This window comes from Methylorubrum podarium (genome assembly GCF_040270385.1).
GTDB classification, from domain to species: Bacteria; Pseudomonadota; Alphaproteobacteria; order Rhizobiales; family Beijerinckiaceae; genus Methylobacterium; species Methylobacterium podarium.
On the sequence record NZ_JBELQE010000026.1, the window covers coordinates 1 to 18,297 of the forward strand.

Genomic DNA, 18,297 nt, shown 5'->3' on the forward strand with positions numbered 1-18,297 from the left:
CGATCATCTCGCCGATCTCGGTGTCGCCGTTGGCGGAGATCGTGCCGACCTGGGCGACCTCTTCGGAGGAGGCGACCTTCTTGGCGCGGGCGGTGATATCCTTCACCGCGGCCTGGGTGGCGAGGTCGATGCCACGCTTCAAGTCCATCGGGTTCATTCCGGCGGCGACGTACTTCACGCCCTCCCGGACGATGCAGGCGGCGAGCACGGTCGCCGTGGTGGTGCCGTCACCGGCCGTGTCGCTCGACTTGGAGGCCACTTCGCGCACCATCTGCGCGCCCATGTTCTCGAACTTGTCGACTAGCTCGATCTCCTTGGCCACGGTCACACCGTCCTTGGTGATGCGCGGCGCACCGTAGCTTTTCTCGATCACGACGTTGCGGCCCTTCGGGCCTAGCGTCACCTTCACCGCGCTGGCGAGCAGTTCGACACCGCGCAGCATTTTCTCGCGGGCATCGACCGAAAAGCGAACGTCTTTGGCGGACATGGTGGGCAGCTCATCATCTGTCGTTCGGCCCGAGGCACACCACAGCGGGCGCCTCAAAGGACAAGTCGTCGTCAAAGGCCGCAAGCGGCCTAAATTTGAGCTAGCCGATGACGCCTAGGATGTCGGATTCCTTCATGATCACGAGGTCCTGACCGTCGATCTTGACCTCGGTACCCGACCACTTGCCGAACAGGACACGGTCGCCGGCCTTCACGTCGAGGGCGTTGATCTTTCCCGCCTCGTCGCGTGCACCTAGTCCCGCGGCGATGACTTCGCCCTCTTGCGGCTTCTCCTTGACCGTATCGGGGATGATGATCCCGCCCTTGGTCTTCTCCTCGCCTTCGATGCGACGGAGCACCACGCGGTCGTGCAGCGGACGGAATTTCATAGTGAGATCCTGGTCGTTCCCAAGCGAGATCCAACCGATATGGTTGGCGCTGTCGCGGGAGAGATAGCGGCAAAGCAGAACCTCGCGGCCCGACCGAGGCATTCTTAGCACTTACCATGCGGGAGTGCTAATCCTGTGACAGCCAACAAAGACCGCGCTTTCGCTTGCCGGGGTACCTCGTAGCGGCCGGCGCATCCATTCGAATAAGGCCGCTGAGCGCCGCCTGACTCAGTGCGCTGATTCCGCTGCGGTACGGCTGCCGTGGACTGAGAACGGTATATCGCTTCTCTGAGGGGCCTCGCCCCAGAGGGATGTTCCGCGGTCAGCCAAGAATAGCCAAAATTGGTCCACTGGACTGCTCGGAAGGGGACCCTCCGAACTCTCGCAATGGGTCGGAAGCGGCCCTAGGGTCGGCTATCGATTATCGCGGCGCCTCTCGCTCCACGCACGGCGCCCGCACCACCTCTTCCGGCGTCTCACGCGCGAACGTCGTGATCGGCCCGAAGAGCAGAGGATGGCGGCGAGCCACGGGCGTGCTACCGTCCCGCTATGCCCCGCTGGCTCTTCGAGGCTCTCTGTGTCCTAGCCGTTGCCGCTCCCATCGGCGCAGCGTGCCTACATGCATGGCCGTTCGTCATTGGGCGCCCGTTGCCGAATGGATTCGACGCCGAGGCCGCGCTCCTTGTCGCCCTCTCCCTGCTGCTCAGCGCTGGGCTAACTATGCTGATGTCGGCGGCAATCCATCCCGTGGGCGGGCGGCGCTGATGTCCCGCCGGCTGTCGCGTCTCTTGTGGATTGTCGCGGTGGCCTGAAACGAGAAAGCCCCGCCGCGGTTGAGCCGGGCGGGGTGAGTCTCAGGTACGAACCGCCATGGTCCATGCCGGGCAACCGGCTGGGGCCGGCAATGTCCTGGCTCGGTCTGAAACCGCACAAAAAGCCCCGCGTCGGCGGACCGTGCGGGGCGGGAGAGGTGCACGCGGAGGGCTGATTGCGTGTACGGCATCAGTGATCTGTTTGAGGCGAGCGGTCTATCCCCACCACACAGATGGCTAGACACGACGTCGTCACCAGGACGGCGGCGCGCCTAGCCCAAGCTCCCCCGTCCAGTACCACTCGCCGATGTATGGCCGCGTGCGCTCGATCGCCGGGCCGATGTCCGCAGACTGTTGGAGGCCGCAGTCCAGATCTGCGAGCTGAAGATCTGCCACAAGTGAGCTGCTGATTTTAAGTTGATTAAATCTTCCAGGCCTCGTTCTATTGAGGAAGAGGGTCAAAGGGATATTTGTTGATTAAATCTTTATCTGAGTTCGATCTTATCTTTTTCGCTTTGATGCAAAGCAAATAATTCAATCTTTTGCGGGTAAGTTAAGAAAATTGTTGTATCGCATTGGTAGCATTGATACTTTGCGGCTGTTGCAAACCACGCACCTTTCCGTACATGTATGGTTCCACACGATGGACACGGATTTTGCAGCAAGTCTTCGTAAAGTGCCTTAGATAAGGGCATAATCTGGCCTGTACCGCTGATGGAAATAAACTGAATACGGATATAATCAATGGCTTGGAAATATCCATGAACTGGTAGCGAAATCGTACAGTTATTTATAGATCAGTTAGATTTTAGTCCCAACTGAGATTAAATTCGTTGAATTTTGATGGGCGTCTTGGGTTGGAAACAGTCGCCGCGTCCGCGTCAGCTTTTGATCACGGCGACGGCGGCCCACGCACGGCGCCCGCGCCACCTCCTCGGGCGTCTCGCGCGCGAACGTCGTGATCGGCCCGATCGTGATCTCGGATCGCGCGTGCGGCCGCTCCCTCGGGGCCGTAATCACCGGGCTGATGCGCGTGCTCGGCACGATGAACAGGTAGGCGCGGGCGTCCTTGGCCGGCTTGCCGCTCGCCAGAGGTTCAAATCGAACCTCTGCCCCATCCGCGACGACCGTTGAGGATGGGAAGCGGAGTCCGCTCCTCGATTTGGGAGCGGACATTCTTTCTCCGACCCTGCGTGGTAGCCACGCAATAAGGATTGCTTTCTCGTAAGCAGGGGCTTCACTGCTCTGATGCGGATCAATCGGACCGACTTGGCCGACCTCGGGACCTTCCTCGCTATCGCGCGCCACCGCAGCTTTCGCAGGGCCGGTGTAGAGCTTGGAGTTAGCGCCTCCGCGCTGAGCCATGGGCTCAAGGCCATGGAGGCGCGCCTCGGCGTGCGCCTCTTTAACCGCACCAGCCGCAGCATCACTCTCACCGCAGCCGGGGAGGACCTCCTCGCTTCGCTGGACGCCCCGTTCGCGGCGATCGGCACCGCGCTCGACGGGCTGAACGAACACCGTGATCCGACGCAGGCGACCGGGCGAATACGCCTCAACGTGCTCGAACATGCGAGCACGTTGCTCCTCGCACCCGTACTGCCTCGCTTCCACGAGCGCTACCCGCATGTCGAGATCGACGTCCGGGTGTCCAACGATCTGCTCGACGTCGTGGGGACTGGAGCCGATGCAGGTATCCGCTATGGCGGAACGGTCCCGCAGGACATGGTGGCGCAGCGCCTTTCAGCCGATCTGCGCTGGGTCGTGGTCGGTGCTCTGGCCTATCTCGACCAACATGGGACACCCGAACATCCGCGCCAACTCGCGGCCCACCGATGCCTGCGAATCCGCCTCGGCGATGACCGTCTCTACCGTTGGGAGTTCGAGATGGCAGACGAGGAAATCGCGCTCGACGTTCCCGGTGCAGTGACCATCGACAACACTCAGTTCGCCCTCTCGCTCGCGGTGGCAGGAGGCGGGCTCGCCTACCTCCCCGAGCCATGCGTCAAGACCTCGGTTGCGCGCGGCGAACTCCGCATCGTGCTTGCGGATTGGGCATCACTGGGTGCTGGCTTCCACGTCTACTATCCCGGACGTCGCCAGGTGCCGACCGGATTGCGGCTCCTCATCGATCTGATTCGCGAGGAGAAGCCGCTTGGGTTGTAGCCTCCGCTTCGTTCGACGATGAAATCCGCTCATCGTTCCGTTGAGGGACGAACCGCTGATCGACCGCCCGCACGACCTCTACGTCTGGCATCTCATTGAGGTCAGCGGAGAGATCAAGACATGCACCGTTTCACCGGAAAGGTCGCCTTCATCACGGGCGCAGCCAGCGGCATCGGCCGCGCCGCCGCCATCGCCTTTGCGAGAGAGGGGGCATGCGTGGCGATCACCGACCGCACGGAGGCTGTGCTGGAGCAGCTTCGCGCCGAGATCGAAGCGGCTGGCAGCAAGGTGATCGCGATCCGGTGCGACGTGTCGGTGCCGGAGGACGTCGAGGGTGCGGTGGCCCAAGCCGTCGATCGATTCGGACGCCTCGACTGCGCCTTCAACAATGCGGGCGTCGAAAACAAGGCCGCTCTTGTCCATGAGATCGCCCTCGACGAGTGGGACCGTATCCTCGACATCAATCTGCGCGGCACATTCGTCTGCATGAAGCACGAGATCGCACAAATGCTGCGCCAGGGTGGTGGCGTGGTGGTCAACACCTCGTCCGGTGCAGGGATCAGGGGCGTAGCTGGAGGCGCGAGCTACGCCGCCTCGAAGCACGCCTTGATCGGCCTTACCAAGTCGGCTGCCCTCGACTATGCGAAGGCGAACATCCGGGTGAACGCCGTCCTGCCCGGTAACATCGAGACTCCGATGATGGATCGCTTCACTGGTGGCGACATCCAGAAGGCGATCGACCTTGAGCCGGTCGGGCGGCTGGGCAAGCCCGAGGAGATTGCCGAGGCCGTCCTGTGGATGTGTTCGGACCTCGGGGCGTTCGTGACCGGTGCGTCGATCTCGGTCGATGGCGGCTGGTCGCTCTGAGCGATGTTTCAGGAAAAGCGGAGGAACGCTGACATGGACATCACTCAGACCTCGTCGCCCTCGATAATCGCCCTGATCCGCGACATGAGCGCGTCGACGGTGAAGGGCTTGGTGATGAGGGCCATACCCGGATCAAGGAAGCCGGAGGGTGTCGCGGCCCCTTCCGCGTAGCCGGTCATGAACAGGACCTTGAGATCGGGACGGGTCTCGCGGGCGTGGTCGGCGAGTTGCCGCCCGTTCAAGCCCGGCAAGCCGACATCCGTGACAAGAAGGTCGATGCGGGTGGGTGACTGCAGCACCCTCAATCCTAAGGGTCCGTCCGCGGCCTGGAGGGTTTGGTAACCGAGGTCATGCAGCACCTCGACGATGAGGTCCCGCACCACCTGCTCGTCCTCGACCACCAGCACCGTCTCGCCCGATCCGCGTGGGACCTCGGCAACCTCGTGCAACTCGGCCGGCTCGACCAAGATGCCGGCATGGCGCGGCAGGCAGATGCGCACCGTGGTGCCGCGTCCCACCTCGCTCGCGATATCGGTTTGCCCCTGCGACTGGCGCGCGAAGCCGTAGATCATCGACAGGCCGAGCCCGGTGCCTTGGCCAAGCGGTTTGGTGGTGAAGAACGGGTCGAACGCCCGCTTCATCACTTCAGGCGGCATGCCCGCCCCGGTATCCGAGACACTTATGCAGACGTGGTCGCCGGGAAGCAGCCGCTTGCTTGGGTCGGGGTCGGACGGATCGTGGCGGCCGTTCGAGGTCACGACGCTGAGCATGCCACCCTCGGGCATCGCATCCCGCGCGTTGATGACGAGGTTGAGGATGGCGTTCTCGAGCTGGTGCGGGTCGCACAGCGTCGGCCAGAGGCCGGGCTCCGGCTCGACGCGCAGTTCGATGGCCTCTCTTGTGGTTCGGCGCAGGAGGTCGGACATGCCCTCGATCAGCGCATTCACGTCCGTCGGCTTTGGGTCGAGCGGCTGGCGTCGGGCGAAGGCCAGGAGGCGATGGGTCAGCGCCGCGGCGCGGTTGGCCGAGGCCATCGCGGTCTCGATGTAGCGTTGCAGTTTCTCGGTCCGGCCCTGCGCGATGCGGCTCTGCATCAAGTCCAGCGAGCCGACGATGCCGGTGAGAAGATTGTTGAAGTCGTGCGCGATGCCGCCGGTGAGCTGGCCAACCGCCTCCATCTTCTGCGACTGGCGCAGGTCCTCGCTCATGCGCTCGCGCTCGGCGGCCTCGGTCTTCAGGCGCTCGTTCGCCTGCGCGAGTTCCGCGGTCCGGGCCGCGACCTGGTCCTCCAACGTGGCGCCCGCTTCCCGTAGTTGCCCGGCCTGCGCCTCCAGTTCGGCGTAGAGGGCGACCACGCCCCGGTTGGTCTCGGCAAGCTCCGCGTTGAGGCGGCGGGCCTCCTCCTCCCGCTCCGTGAGCTCTGCGAGGCTGGTGAGCAGCTCGCGGTTCTGCTCGCGCAACGCGGCCTGCGGCTCCTCGCTCCACCCGCGCATGGCCTGCGCAAGAGCAGCGACCGCGGGTCCGTTAAGGGGCAATCGTCCGACCGGCAGGTCCTTTCCCAAGGTGATTACGGTACCGGCGCTCGGGTCCGTGACCACGTCGAAATGGTCCATGAGCCGCCGCGAACCGGTGATGCCGATGCCGAGGCCGGTGGCGGAGCGGTAGCTGCCCTCCAGGATCGCGTGAAGCTCGGCGATGCCGGGTCCCTGGTCGACGACGCGCATGACCAGAAACTGACGAACACCGGCGGCGCCGACGCCGAACTCGATGCGACCGCCGCCGGCATAGTCGTGGGCGTTGCGGGCGATCTCGGAGACGGCAGTGGCGATCCGGGTCTGGTTCGCCGGGCTGAAGCCGAGTTGCCCGGCAACGCGCCGCGCGCGTTGTCGCACGGTGAAGATGTCCTCCTCCTGCGCGACCAGCATCGTGACGAGCGGCCACCTCATGGGGTGGGCTCACGGACGACCACGACCGTGGTGTCATCGCGTCCGCGGGCGAAGTCGCGGTAGATCACCGCTGCGATGAGGCTCGGATGGGCGGCGAGGAGGCCTGGATAGCTGTCGAGCGTCCAACTCGTGCCGATGCCGTCCGAGCACATCACCAGGAGGCTGCGCGGCGTGAAGGGCTGCTCGAACTCCTGGATGCGCCTTGCGACGACTCCGGCGGTCCCAGGCAGCGAGACGAGCCGCTTGATCACGCCGTTCGTGATCACTGCGCCGGTGACGTTGCCGATGCCGACGAAGACCAGCATGCCGCGCCTGGGCTCGTAGCGGGCCACGGACACGGCCCCGCCGCGGGTGTGGCCGAGACCGGCATGGACGGCCGCGAGGATACGGCCCGGCGCTTCCCGCTCGTGCTTGCGAAAGACGCGTACGGCCGCCTCGGACGCCTGTGCGGCCAGGGGCCCGTGCCCGAGCCCGTCCGCGACGAGCGCGGTCCATCCACCATCGTGCGGGCGGATGCAGTAGGCGTCCCCGTTCACGACCTCGCCGCGCAATGGCACGGCGACCGCACCGAAGCGAGGGATGGGAGACAGCTCCGAGGCCGATGCCTTGCTCGTCGTGCCGGAGACCCGAGCGAGCACGGCGAGACCTCGCCCGGGCCATGCGGCGATGTCGAAAGCCAGCGATTGACGTCTGACCGCCCCGAGGCCCGTGCCGGGGCTACCCCCGGTCGAATGCCCGTCGCGGAGTGCGTCGGCGAGGTTGACGACCCCCGGTCCCCGGTCGAGGGCGATGATCTCGACACCCGTGCCGGTCTCGTCCTCGAAGGTCCCGAGCAGGACCTCGCCGTTCGTCCCGTACTTGACGAGGTTCGTTGCGAGCTCCGTCGCGACGATGGCGACGCGGCCGGCGGCCGTCTCGTCGAAGCCGAGCGTCTGCGCGACGCCGTTCGCCCGACGCCTGGCGTCCGCGACCTGGCTCGCCTCTGTCACCGGGACACTGATCATGGTCACTTCCAACGCGCGATGGTCACGCGGGTCCCGATGCCGACGGTCGATTCGATATGGAACTCGTTGGAGAGCCGCTTGGCACCGCCTAGTCCGAGACCGAGGCCACCCCCGGTCGTGTAATGGTCGGTCAGCGCCTTCTCGATGTCCGCGATGCCTGGGCCCTCGTCCTCGAAGGTGAGGCGCAGGCCGCGTCGGCGCCCCTCCTGCAGGAGCTCGCAGCGTGCCTCGCCGCCGCCGCCGTAATCCAGGGTGTTGCGGGCAAGCTCGCTCGCCGCGGTGACGATCTTGGTTTGGTCAACGAGGCCGAAGCCCGCCTCCAAGGCCAGGCTCCGAACCACCTGGCGAACCCGCACCACATCGTCGCCGGAGCGTATCGGCAGGCGCTCAGTCCTCGTCGTGGCCACGGGCACTCCCAGGGCCTTGGGCGTCCTCCTCGTCGAGCCGGGCCCGGATCATCGCCATCCCGCGCTCGACGTTCAGGGCCGTCTTGATGCCGGTCAGCGTCAGGCCGAGCTCGACCAGCGTGATGGCAACGGCTGGCCGCATCCCCACGACCACGGTCTCCGCATCGAGGACCCGCGACACCGCGGCGATGTTGTCGAGCATCCGGCCGATGAAAGAGTCGACGATCTCCAGGGCGGAGATCTCGATGAGCACGCCACGCGCGCCGGTGCGCGCGATCATCGCGGTGAGGTCCTCCTCCAGGGCCACCGCGAGTCGGTCGTGCATATCGACCTGGATGGTGACAATGAGCGCGCCACCGAGCTTGAGGATCGGAATGCGCTCCATGGCCTTACCGCCGGGCGTCGTCGAGGGCGGCGGGCGCCTTGCGCACGACGACGCGCCCGGTCCGGCGCAAGGCCAGGCCGAAGGCGTCGGCCAGCGTCGCCTTCGAGACGACGTTCAACTCCACGCCGAGGTGGACCATAGTCTGGGCGATCTGGGGCCGGATGCCGGAGACGATGCAGTCGGCGCCCATGAGGCGGGCGGCGGCGATAGCCTTGAGCAGGTGCTGCGCCACCAGCGTGTCGACGGTGGGAACCCCGGTAATGTCGATGATGGCGATCTCCGCCTCCTCGTCGACGATGGCCTGGAGCAGGTTCTCCATGACGACGCCGGTGCGGGCGCTGTCGAGGGTGCCGATCAGGGGCAGGGCGAGGATGCCGTCCCAGAGGCGCACGACCGGCGTCGAGAGCTCGGCGATCTCCTCACCCTGCCTTCCGATCACCTCCTCGCGGCTCTGGAGGAACACCTCCATCGTGAGCAGCCCGAGTTGGTCGAGCACCTTGCTCGCGGACCAGGTCCCGGCCGCAACCTGCGAGGCGTCCTGACCGGAAACTCGGCCCAGGGCGTCGAAGATCGGCTCCTTGAGGGAGAGAACGAAGTTGGCGGTGTCGGTCGGGGTGAAGCCTTGGATGGCGCGCGAGCGGGAGATGTTGGCAAGCGTGTCGTGTAGGGTGCCGTAGGCATCCGCGGTCTCATCCGTTCCGGCGGAGCCGAGGGCGTCACGAAACTGCGCAAGCACCGACTTGGCCTGGGTTTCGAGTTCCGCCTCGCGGATGCGGCCGGAGCGCAGAGAACCGTTCGCCTTCAACAGGCCGAGCCACCCGTCGAGGATAGCGCGCTCCTCTCTGGTGACCGTCTCGATAAGGACCTTGGTACCATCGGTCGCCATCAGGTCCTCACCGTTCGATCGTGTTTCCTTCTCCCAGCGTCTAGCTCACTCGGACGGGCCGCGATAGCCGTCGGCGACGAAGGCCTCGACCCATAGGAGCTGTCGAGCCTGGGTGGCCTCACGGATCGCCTGCCCGTCGACCTGCCCTCCGGTCCCGGACGGTCGGGAAGCGGCAGCCGGACATGTGGGCCGCTCCTTGGCCTCAACAGGCCCGCAATCGCCTGCGAGGGCGTACTACAGTCCTAACGTGCGGAGCCGACCGCCAGTTCGCCGTCCGGTGCCGCTACTACGCTCGCGAGATCTACGGCGAGGCTCTCGATCTCGCGGCAGACCTCGACGTGGTGATCCGCCCTCACTGGCTGATGCACGCGCCCTGTCTCATCGGAGCCAGCCATCGGCGCAGAGCCCCCATCACGACACGCTGGTGTCAGAAGGTAAGGCCCGTACTTAAGCTCGCCGACTGCTGACTTGCCTTCAGCTCGGCTGCCGCCCCGGTCGACGTCCGTCGTTCACATCGACGCGCACGAAGCGCCCTGACCCGTCTGGACGCGGAGCGCACTTGGAAACAGAAATGACACAAAGCTGCACGGGATGGACGGACTTGCCATCGGCCGCGCTCGGCAGCAGCTACTCGCCGACTGCCAGGAGCAGATTGACCGGATCGACCACAATCTGCGCGTGATCGCCAATGCCGACCGAACCTAAAGGCCAGAGGCTTTCCGCCGAAGCGGTCGGCACTAAATTGCCTTGTACAACTTCTTCAAGCTGCACAAGACGCATCGGATGAGCCTGGCCGTGGCGGCTCCCGCACCGGAAAAGTTTGGGGCCTGTAAGCAGGGGCTCGTCAAGCAAGTCTAAGCATTGCGCGATCAACCTTCAGTCTGTCCATTAGCATATAGGCTCGGTCGGTTGACAGATGATATTTCTCTGCGAGTCCTCTAATCACGGCTGCAATTTCCATGGGACTGCCCTTTTCAACCCGAAGTGCTTCGGTCAGCGATTCAGCTGCTGTCATCATTCGAAGCTGATGCTTGATAACTGAAACCGGGGGCAGAGGCAGCTTGCGTCCAAAACGTGAAGACACAGACATACCAATCCTCCATGATTTATCCGAAACTCAAAAATTATTGCTGGCAATCATGTAAACAAATAACCTGGAGTATGGCGCTGCAATCCGTCGTTAAAATTGTCGCCTATTACAAACACTCGGCAAAAATAAAGGTTGCTTTCCGTTTGAACGGACGTTCAGCGCCGACCTCGATCGCCTCACTTTCAGGCGGAGACACTGCCGGAAAGCATCATGCGCCCACGTGGAGGCCCTCCGGGGTGCGGTAGGCAGCGGAGACGAGAGCGGCGAGCTGGTGCTTCACGATAATCACACGGCCAAGCTACACCTAGGATATCGTGTTGGGCAAAGCCCTTCGCCCTCGTGCCGTACACCAACGGGATCGGCTTCAAAGCCACGGTTGGCTTCTTCACCGGCCTTGCGACCCCAGCTCACTCGAAACGTCCAAAACGACCATTCTCGATGCGTTTCGAGCGAGCTAGGTTGCAAGGCCGATAAGGAAATGAAGTTGCGGCTATGAAGCCGATCCCGCTGATAGCTTCTCAATCAGCAACCATCGTGACCGCCGATCATTGACCCTGCAGCGCTCGGCATCGCCGAGCGGGACCTTGGGAGCCGCGACGGCATGTCTGTCACCCCGATTACCGCCGAGCATATCAACATCAACGACCGTATCGCGCGGGAAGCCTGGATGGCACACTTCGGTGTGACCGAGAAGCGCCTGCGCAAGGCCGTGCGAATGGTCTGCTCGCGCGCGACAACCGTGGCCGCCTACCTCGGCCAGCCCAGGCCCTGAGACCAAAATGATGCAGGCGCCCCTCCAAAACCATCAGGTCGGAGTGCTTGTCGTCGAGGATGAACCGATCTTGCTAATGGAAACGGTGGACGTGTTCACCGAAGCGAACATGATCGTGTTCGAGGCACGGCACGCGGACGAAGCAATGGCGATCCTGTCCACCCGGGATGATATCCGGGTCGTGATCACCGACCTCGACATGCCTCTCGGGGGCATGGGTGGCCATGAATTACTGCGTAGCGTCACCGCACGCTGGCCAAAGATCGGTGTTGTCGTTCTCTCCGGCGCCGACCGGCCGAGTTTGGGCCAACTCCCGAGCGGAGTGCAGTTCAGGAGCAAGCCCTGCCGTGGATCTGAACTCGTCAGCGCAGTCTATGCAATCGTCTCGCGACAGACCGGCAGCATTTGACTATATGAGCAAGGCAGCCGTCCGGCGTTGGAAGCCTTTCCGGTCTTGCTGACCATGTAAAAGCCACAGATGATTGGATCTGTTGGCATGCCAAAATCAAATATATGCGCTTGCCAAACTCTAATTTACAATCAATAAATCAAGATGATACTTCCGGCTGTGCCGTTTAAGGCACCGTGACAGAGTGTTGGTCGGCGCCCCATTAAGGAGCGTTCAGGAAATCAGCCAAGCGAGGGCCAGTGTCATGCTGAGAAACATTGTATAGGTCGCGAGGACGGCAATAACCTCGCGATGCTTCAGGACAACGGTACGAAAAGCGAAGAGCATCGGAGCCCTTTGTGACGGCTGAAGCCTTAAGCTTCCGGTACGTTCGACGGCAAGCGCCTAAGCTGCTCACCAAGGGCGTACAGGTGAGCCTCCAGGCAAGGGATGGAGGATCGCTCGCGCCTTGCAGCTTCCCGCGAGACGCCTGGGTTCGCCATTACATCGGCGGCCAAGCGCAGGGACGCCTGCATAGTGGCAATGTCGCGCTCAACGCTCTCGCGCTTTGTCATGGCTTTTCCTCGCAATTATGGACGGTCGGCTGCGGCCGAAATGTCGTTACCGTCTGGACTTGTCTGAAAGCGAGCGATGCGGCGACCATCAAGAAACCAGTTGCCGCATCGCATCAGACACGCGAAAGCCAACGAACTACCGGCAATTCTCGCGCCTCGTGCTTCAGCCGCGTTTGGTCTGACGCAGAGCAGAGAGGGATCCGAAAGCTCCTCCAGCCAGACTGAGCACCCCTGCCAAGCCGACAGCGATTGGCGAGATCGGGCCAGCTTGAGCGGGCCATAGTGACGTGAGCAAACCCAGTACCAGGGCGCCGCAGCAGAGACCGCCGAGCATCGAAACAACGAAGCGGCGCTGGATCAGGTTCGTTTTCATCTATGGTATGTAGCGCACGAAAAATAATAATCGCCCCTGCGCAGGCATTTTTGATTTGACGCGATGTAATTCCGTTGACGAACGGGCGGGCCTTCGATCGGCCAAAGCTTTCCAGCAGCCCTCGCCTACAACCCGACAAGGTTGCCCGTGCCAGCCTCCCTAACGTTGACCTAACGGTTCACCGAGTTCCGCTTGTTGCCCACATGAACGAAGGCGACAGAGATCCTTCTACGGCTCGCAGCCAAGTTTGCGACAAGCCCATGCGGATCACGCCCTAGTTCAGCCCGGCACTGTTTCCGGTCTTTCGCCCAGTCCCGGCATTGTGCAATGCGATCAGAGACCTAGATCGGGACCCCGACCCTTCGAGTCGTCCGCTGCTAAATAAATCATCCCCAAATTGACCCGACGGGCTTGAAATAAAATTCAAAATATCGACTTAGGTGCTGTGCAACAGGCGCAGAAGCGCGGTTTGCCAAATGAGATTAGGTGAGTTTTTTCTTAGGTATAATTGCCTTGGGCTCACTGTCTATAGGGAAGGAAGCCACAATGACCGTCAATCCGAATTCCAACCAGACCAAGCATGCCGAGCAGAGCGACAAGGCTACCGACACGGCCAAGGCAAACATCGATAGGACCGCTGAGAAGGGTAAGCAGTTCGCCGAGGCCACGCGTGACGGTGTGAACAGAATGACTGATCTGCGCGAGCAGACCAGCGAGAACGCCAAGCAGATTGTGCAGCGGAGCGTCGAGACGGCTTCGCAGCAAGCGCGCGAGGCCACGGAGCATTTCAATAAGACGCTTGGTTTCACCGGTGAGGACAGTGAGCTCCTCGCTCGCCAGTCTAAGCAGAATATGGAAGCGGTCACACGCTGCGGCACGGTTCTGACGCAAGCCTTCCAAGATGCCTCGCGCCATTGGTTTGAACTTGGTCAGCGTCAGTGGCAGCGCAACCTCGACGGGGTGAACAAACTGACTCGGGCCCAATCTGTCCAGGAGTTTGCAACGATCCAGAGCGAGCTAGCCCGCGAGAGCCTGCAGCACATCGTTCAGGACAGCCGGGTCATTAGTGAGACCTCGGCGCGCGCCGTTGAAGAGGCCGGCAAGGCTTTCGCCAGCGTTGCGCAGGCTCCGACGCTCGTGCGCTGAGGCGCAAGGCACCCGAACCCGAGTCACGATCTCGGGTTTCGCCTTGAGCTAAGGGGAGCGGTCGCTTCGGCCGCTCCTTCTCATTTTCTCAGTCGTACGGGCTCCGGCTCATCGTGGCGCGGAGCACGCCATGTACAACCCGTTTGCCGTGGCCCTGCTGGCTCTAGGTCGCGGACTCATAAAGCTCGCAGCCAGACCCGCAGGGCTGCAAGCTTGACGCTGGCCAGGAAGTTATCGGGATCCTTGTCGTAGCGCGTAACAACAGCTCGGAAGTGTTTGATCTTGCTGAAGAAGCGCTCCACGAGGTTGCGGTACTTGTACAAGAACGGGCTGAAGGCCAGCACCTGTTTGCGGTGGGGCATCGGCTTCACGTTTGCCCATGCACCTTGCTCGGCCATCCGGGTCCGCAGCGCGTCGCTGTCGTAGGCTCGGTCACCCAGCAGGATCTGACCGGCACTCAACCCGCCCAGCATGTCGGCGGCCGAACGCCCGTCATGCGCTAGGCCTTCCGTGATCTTCAGCGCCACGGGACGACCTTCGGCATCCACCAGCGCGTGGATCTTGCTCGTCAGGCCGCCGCGCGAGCGACCCATGCCACCGGATCCGCCCTCTTGTTTTGGGCGCAGGCTGCATGCTGATGCACCCGCACGCTCGTGGCGTCGATCATCTGCAGGTCGCCGTCGTAAGCCTTTGACACCGCGTCCAGAAGCTGGTCCCAGATGCCACGCTTGCGCCAGCGCCGGAAGCGGTTGCCGCAGGTCGTGTAGGGACCGTAGCGCGCCGGGATATCAGCCCAGGGTGCGCCCGTGCGCAGCCGCCAGAAGATCCCCCGTTCAGAACCCGCCGGTCGTCCACGCGCTCCTTGCCGCGCACGTCCGTCGGCAACAGCGGCTCGATCACCGCCCACTCCGCATCTGTCAGGTCAAACCGCGCCATCCAGGCCCCTCCTGCTCAGAGGGCTAACGATGCCGCGGCTCAACCGTGCCAGCCATTATGGGTTCGCGACCTAGAGGCTCAAAGGGTTGTCGAACTTCGGCCCATGAAGCTCGCCCGGGGCGGCTCTGCGGGCTGCGCTGAGGCCCAGCAGATGGTACGTGAGAAAGTCAGCGCCTTCATCGAGGCCTCCGGCCTGCTGATGACAGGCGGCTCCTGTGATGCCGTGGTCGCGCGCTACCACAAGCATGTGGCTGTCAACGCCCGGCGGCTGACGGCGACCTAGACGCTCAGCACAAGCATGGCCATTGGCTGTTTGTGGTCGCAGCCATGCCGATCCGGTGCGAGCACCGCTTCCTCTACCCGACCGACTGGCCGCAGCTCTCGGCGATGATCCGCTTCGGTCGCGCTCGAGGGCTATGTGAGGGATGCGGGCGTCCCGACGGACGCATCGTCGCAATCTCCGCAACGGGCGATGGTGGGCCGCCGATGCCCGTTTCTGGCGAAATGGCCGAGGCAAGCCGGTGCGCTCGACGTATTGGCATCGACCCGCACGACACGAGTGGTGCTGTCTGCCGCTCACCGCAATCACAATACGACAGACAACACCGACGCCAAGCTCGCCGCATTCTGCCTGCGTTGCTACAGCCTCGGCATTCAAGGACCTGAGCGTGGCGGGCGTTGAGGTCGATGCGGATGACCGCATCCTCTATAACAATACGGCGGGCGCCCTGTCCTACGATGCCCACGGCAGCGGTGCGAAGGCGGCGTTGCAATTCGCGACCGCCGACACGACGGTGGCGCTGACCTGCCCTTGCCCCCTGGCCAGCCCTCCTTCTGAAGCTAGGGTCCGTCGATGAGGAGACGGACGATGAAGAAGAGCGGTTCAGCGAGAAGCAGATCATCGGCATCCTGAAGGAGCAGCAAACCGGGCTGCCGGTGGCCGAGATCTGCCGCCGCCACGGCATCAGCGACGCGACGTTCTACACGTGGCGCTCGCGCTTCGGCGGCATGGAGGTCTCAGACGCGCGCCGTCTGAAAGCGCTCGATGAGGAGAATCGTAAGCTCAAGAAGCTCCTGGCCGAGGCGATGCTCGACGTGGCGACGCTGCGTGAGGCTTTGGGAAAAAACTTCTGACGCCCGGCGCACGGAGAATAGCCGTGAGCTGGGCCATCGCGGAGAAGGGCTATTCCCAGCGTCGCGCCTGCGGGCTGATCGGCCTGGAGCCGAAGATGTACCGCTACGCCTCGACGAGAGGTGACGATGCGGCTGTGCGGGTACGCCTGCGCAGCCTGGCCGGCGAGCGCCGTCGCTTCGGCTACCGGCGTCTGCTCATTCTGTTGCGGCGGGAGGGCCTCACGCTGAACCACAAGAAGCTGTTCCGCCTCTATCGGGAGGAGCGGCTGTCGGTGCGCAGGCGGGGTGGACGCAAACGAGCCCTTGGCACGCGAGCGCCGGCCGCCGTGCCACAGGAGCCGAACCAGCGCTGGAGCCTCGACTTCGTCTCCGACACGCTCGACGATGGACGGCGCTTCCGCATTCTGGTCGTGGTCGACGACTGCACGCGGGAGTGTCTCGCGCTAGTGGTCGACACATCGCTGTCCGGCCAGCGCGTCGCGCGTGAACTCGACCGGATCATCGCGGGCCGGGGCAAGCCGCTGATGATCGTCTCGGACAACGGCACCGAGTTGACCTCGCACGCCATCCTGCGCTGGCAGGAAGAGCGTGCGGTCGAGTGGCACTACATCGCGCCTGGCAAGCCGCACCAGAACGGCTTCGTTGAAAGCTTGAACGGGCGCTTGCGCGACGAGTGCCTGAACGAGCACCTGTTCCGGAGCCTGCCGGCGGCCCGGACCCTCATCGAGGCGTGGCGGGTGGACTACAACACCTGCCGCCCTCACACGAGCCTCGGCGGGCTCACCCCGAACGCGTTTGCAAACCGGTCCAACCAGGACCAGAACCTGAACGGACTCTGGTTATGAACGGGGGCAAATAGGGGGCAAGATCAGAGGCTCGACGGCATCTCGGGCTTGTGATCCTCGCCCAGAGTTTGGTCGGAAGGACGCGAGCCTACGATTCGATTTTTTGCGGGGTTCTCGTCGGGCGCGACGCGCCTCCCTCGTTTTGCCTCGATAGAGATAAGGACGGATGAATGGCAGAGTTCCGACCCGGTAGAGCCGCTGCAAGGTGGAACGGAACACCCAGTGCCACCCGGCGCTTGCCTCTCGGGCAGTATGGCGGAGGCAGCGATGAAGGTTTTTCGAGTCAGGCAGCGCAGTACGGACGCTGTGCTGTGGGTGGGCTCGGCCCACAATGAGGTTGGGGCGCTCGACGCTATGGCGCATGAGGCTGGATACTATGACTACTCGGACTTGCCCGACGAAGTCCGGCACGGCGGCCTCATGGTCGAAGCTGTTAAGCTCAAGGTTCAGCCCATGAGCATAAGTGACAGCTGAGGCAAGGCAGCCTTTACAGAGTTCTGTAGGGTCGTGTGATCAATGTGGCAGGTACAAGCTCACGTTCTAGAGAACGGATGAGTTGCCGAGAGCGACACCACTCGCCACATAAAAAAGCCCGTCAGGACACCAATGCCTTGCCGCTCACCAGCCTGTTGCCGCCGATTGCTGCTGCTACGGTCCTTAACGCGTTCCTGTTCGCACTTGCGTGGAGGGCGGTTCAGAGAGAGCGCGGCAGTGGTCGGCAGTCTTGGCTCTTATCTTCTGGGCTGATGTTTTATGGCGCACTATCAATGAGCGGGTTTTATATTATAAGAGGGCAATCGCTAGAATCATACACCGAAGTATTCTTTGTTGCGGCTGTCGGAGAAGCTTTCGGTGGCGGAATCGCCTATGCAATTCTCAATGCCTTCATGTTCATGCGCGGGCAGAGCATCGAACATCGGGTAGTCCCTATCTTCGCGGCTATCTTCCTGATTGGCATCCTTGTCGCCGTCGCTCTTTCATAGCTGCGACAGATTGAATAGCTCGGGTAAAATCGCCTTGCAGCGCCCTCTACCCACGCAACCGCAAAAGTGGTCAGCGTCTCTTGCTGATTGGAAGATAGTGCTCCATTTGATCGCGCGGCGCTTTTACTTCTGCACCGCGGCCTTCGAAGAAGTTTCAAGCTTAGCACCTGCGACGCATTGAAGCATAAACGTGGGCCGCAAATCCGATCCAAGCTTGTCGTAGTCCGCCTTGTCCACGCATTGCTTTTGCCAGCGAGCCTCATCGAAGGATGTGCGAGTTGCGGCAGAGTCCTCCTGAGCGATCGCGGTTGATGCACACGCTGCTATGGCAAGCAGGAAAACAGAACATTTGATGGTCATCATTTCCGCCAATAGTTTCCGCCTCATCAATGAAATTCGTTAGATAAGGCATTGGTTCAAACACCCCATTTTAGCATCGCATTTGACGAATTGAATGGTCGAGGCTTGAGATTGCCGAAATCCGGGCAAAGGAATGCCTGGACGGCCACGCCTCTCTGCCAAGTTGGCTGGTTCACGCTGCGCGTCAGCCTTCGCGGTCCCGGAGTGACGCCCTGGGACGAGGATACCCGGACGCTGGTAGACTTGTCGCAGCCGTGACCTGACCGGTATTTTGGACCGAGCCGAGTGAGAGGCTACTGCATGGCCGCTGCCATGGGTAGCCGGAAGGCCAGATCGGGGAAGCTAACAGG

The 18,297-nt window shown here is 62.8% G+C and carries 16 protein-coding genes and 1 pseudogene; 8 read left to right on the forward strand and 9 right to left on the reverse strand.

Annotation, left to right across the window (positions count from 1 at the left end; genetic code table 11):
• Both ABS772_RS03710 and ABS772_RS03715 read right to left on the reverse strand, forming a co-directional pair.
• On the reverse strand, positions 1-487 hold a 487-nt coding region (locus ABS772_RS03710), incomplete at its 3' end, for a TCP-1/cpn60 chaperonin family protein (RefSeq protein WP_350392270.1).
• A gap of 100 nt (positions 488-587) precedes the next feature.
• Complete coding sequence (locus ABS772_RS03715; protein WP_350392295.1) at positions 588-875, reverse strand: co-chaperone GroES; 288 nt, start codon at positions 873-875, stop codon at positions 588-590.
• A 2,060-nt stretch (positions 876-2,935) separates the two neighbouring features.
• Between ABS772_RS03715 and ABS772_RS03720 the strand changes: the two genes are divergently transcribed.
• Together ABS772_RS03720 and ABS772_RS03725 are read left to right on the forward strand one after the other, a co-directional pair.
• Positions 2,936-3,850 (forward strand): LysR family transcriptional regulator, encoded by a 915-nt coding sequence (locus ABS772_RS03720; RefSeq protein WP_350392272.1) that lies wholly within the window; start codon positions 2,936-2,938, stop codon positions 3,848-3,850.
• A 120-nt stretch (positions 3,851-3,970) separates the two neighbouring features.
• Positions 3,971-4,717, forward strand: coding sequence for an SDR family NAD(P)-dependent oxidoreductase (locus ABS772_RS03725; RefSeq protein WP_350392274.1), 747 nt, complete (start codon positions 3,971-3,973; stop codon positions 4,715-4,717).
• A 44-nt stretch (positions 4,718-4,761) separates the two neighbouring features.
• Here ABS772_RS03725 and ABS772_RS03730 read toward each other — a convergent pair whose 3' ends face one another.
• The 6 genes from ABS772_RS03730 to ABS772_RS03755 form a co-directional block, all read right to left on the reverse strand.
• Entirely contained in the window at positions 4,762-6,663 is a 1,902-nt protein-coding gene (locus ABS772_RS03730; protein ID WP_350392276.1) for an ATP-binding protein, read from the reverse strand.
• On the reverse strand, positions 6,660-7,667 hold the full coding sequence (locus ABS772_RS03735; protein WP_350392278.1) for a SpoIIE family protein phosphatase: 1,008 nt from the start codon (positions 7,665-7,667) through the stop codon (positions 6,660-6,662). The genes ABS772_RS03730 and ABS772_RS03735 overlap by 4 nt, the downstream gene beginning before the upstream one ends.
• Positions 7,668-7,669: 2 nt before the next feature.
• A complete protein-coding gene (locus tag ABS772_RS03740; protein WP_350392280.1) occupies positions 7,670-8,074 on the reverse strand; it encodes an ATP-binding protein in 405 nt (134 codons plus the stop codon).
• The gene (locus tag ABS772_RS03745; protein ID WP_350392282.1) at positions 8,055-8,459 is read right to left on the reverse strand and encodes an STAS domain-containing protein; all 405 of its coding nucleotides are present in this window, start codon (positions 8,457-8,459) and stop codon (positions 8,055-8,057) included. The genes ABS772_RS03740 and ABS772_RS03745 overlap by 20 nt, the downstream gene beginning before the upstream one ends.
• A gap of 4 nt (positions 8,460-8,463) precedes the next feature.
• Positions 8,464-9,345, reverse strand: a complete 882-nt coding sequence (locus tag ABS772_RS03750) for an STAS domain-containing protein (protein WP_350392284.1) — start codon at positions 9,343-9,345, stop codon at positions 8,464-8,466.
• A 627-nt stretch (positions 9,346-9,972) separates the two neighbouring features.
• A complete protein-coding gene (locus tag ABS772_RS03755; protein WP_350392286.1) occupies positions 9,973-10,125 on the reverse strand; it encodes a hypothetical protein in 153 nt (50 codons plus the stop codon).
• 911 nt (positions 10,126-11,036) lie between these two features.
• On the opposite strand from ABS772_RS03755, the gene ABS772_RS03760 reads away from it, so the two are divergent.
• The 3 genes from ABS772_RS03760 (at position 11,037) to ABS772_RS03770 (ending at position 13,689) form a co-directional block, all read left to right on the forward strand.
• Positions 11,037-11,207, forward strand: coding sequence for a DUF3606 domain-containing protein (locus ABS772_RS03760; protein WP_350392288.1), 171 nt, complete (start codon positions 11,037-11,039; stop codon positions 11,205-11,207).
• Between the two features lie 7 nt (positions 11,208-11,214).
• The gene (locus tag ABS772_RS03765) at positions 11,215-11,616 is read left to right on the forward strand and encodes a response regulator (RefSeq protein ID WP_350392290.1); all 402 of its coding nucleotides are present in this window, start codon (positions 11,215-11,217) and stop codon (positions 11,614-11,616) included.
• 1,473 nt (positions 11,617-13,089) lie between these two features.
• Positions 13,090-13,689, forward strand: coding sequence for a phasin family protein (locus ABS772_RS03770; RefSeq protein WP_350392292.1), 600 nt, complete (start codon positions 13,090-13,092; stop codon positions 13,687-13,689).
• Between the two features lie 176 nt (positions 13,690-13,865).
• On the opposite strand, the pseudogene ABS772_RS03775 reads toward ABS772_RS03770, so the two are convergent.
• A pseudogene (locus tag ABS772_RS03775) lies at positions 13,866-14,625 on the reverse strand (IS5 family transposase).
• A gap of 151 nt (positions 14,626-14,776) precedes the next feature.
• Here ABS772_RS03775 and ABS772_RS26395 point away from each other — a divergent pair.
• From ABS772_RS26395 to ABS772_RS03795, 3 genes are all read left to right on the forward strand, one after another.
• A complete protein-coding gene (locus tag ABS772_RS26395) occupies positions 14,777-14,908 on the forward strand; it encodes a hypothetical protein (protein WP_407942958.1) in 132 nt (43 codons plus the stop codon).
• Positions 14,909-15,459: 551 nt separating this feature from the next.
• Positions 15,460-16,604 (forward strand): IS3 family transposase gene (locus ABS772_RS03790; RefSeq protein WP_350392297.1). Its coding sequence is split into 2 segments (ribosomal slippage): positions 15,460-15,742 and positions 15,742-16,604, totalling 1,146 coding nucleotides; the frame shifts between segments, so codons are not numbered across the junction.
• Between the two features lie 611 nt (positions 16,605-17,215).
• Complete coding sequence (locus ABS772_RS03795; RefSeq protein WP_350392293.1) at positions 17,216-17,587, forward strand: hypothetical protein; 372 nt, start codon at positions 17,216-17,218, stop codon at positions 17,585-17,587.
• The last annotated feature ends 710 nt before the right edge of the window (positions 17,588-18,297 follow it).

Coding starts and splice junctions, on each gene's coding strand:
- ABS772_RS03745 (WP_350392282.1), bottom strand. CDS start 8,459: ATGGAGCGCATTCCGATCCTCAAGCTCGGTGGCGCGCTCATTGTCACC.
- ABS772_RS03760 (WP_350392288.1), top strand. CDS start 11,037: ATGTCTGTCACCCCGATTACCGCCGAGCATATCAACATCAACGACCGT.
- ABS772_RS03770 (WP_350392292.1), top strand. CDS start 13,090: ATGACCGTCAATCCGAATTCCAACCAGACCAAGCATGCCGAGCAGAGC.
- ABS772_RS26395 (WP_407942958.1), top strand. CDS start 14,777: ATGGTACGTGAGAAAGTCAGCGCCTTCATCGAGGCCTCCGGCCTGCTG.
- ABS772_RS03720 (WP_350392272.1), top strand. CDS start 2,936: ATGCGGATCAATCGGACCGACTTGGCCGACCTCGGGACCTTCCTCGCT.
- ABS772_RS03735 (WP_350392278.1), bottom strand. CDS start 7,667: ATGATCAGTGTCCCGGTGACAGAGGCGAGCCAGGTCGCGGACGCCAGG.
- ABS772_RS03750 (WP_350392284.1), bottom strand. CDS start 9,345: ATGGCGACCGATGGTACCAAGGTCCTTATCGAGACGGTCACCAGAGAG.
- ABS772_RS03755 (WP_350392286.1), bottom strand. CDS start 10,125: ATGCGTCTTGTGCAGCTTGAAGAAGTTGTACAAGGCAATTTAGTGCCG.
- ABS772_RS03725 (WP_350392274.1), top strand. CDS start 3,971: ATGCACCGTTTCACCGGAAAGGTCGCCTTCATCACGGGCGCAGCCAGC.
- ABS772_RS03730 (WP_350392276.1), bottom strand. CDS start 6,663: ATGAGGTGGCCGCTCGTCACGATGCTGGTCGCGCAGGAGGAGGACATC.
- ABS772_RS03715 (WP_350392295.1), bottom strand. CDS start 875: ATGAAATTCCGTCCGCTGCACGACCGCGTGGTGCTCCGTCGCATCGAA.
- ABS772_RS03765 (WP_350392290.1), top strand. CDS start 11,215: ATGATGCAGGCGCCCCTCCAAAACCATCAGGTCGGAGTGCTTGTCGTC.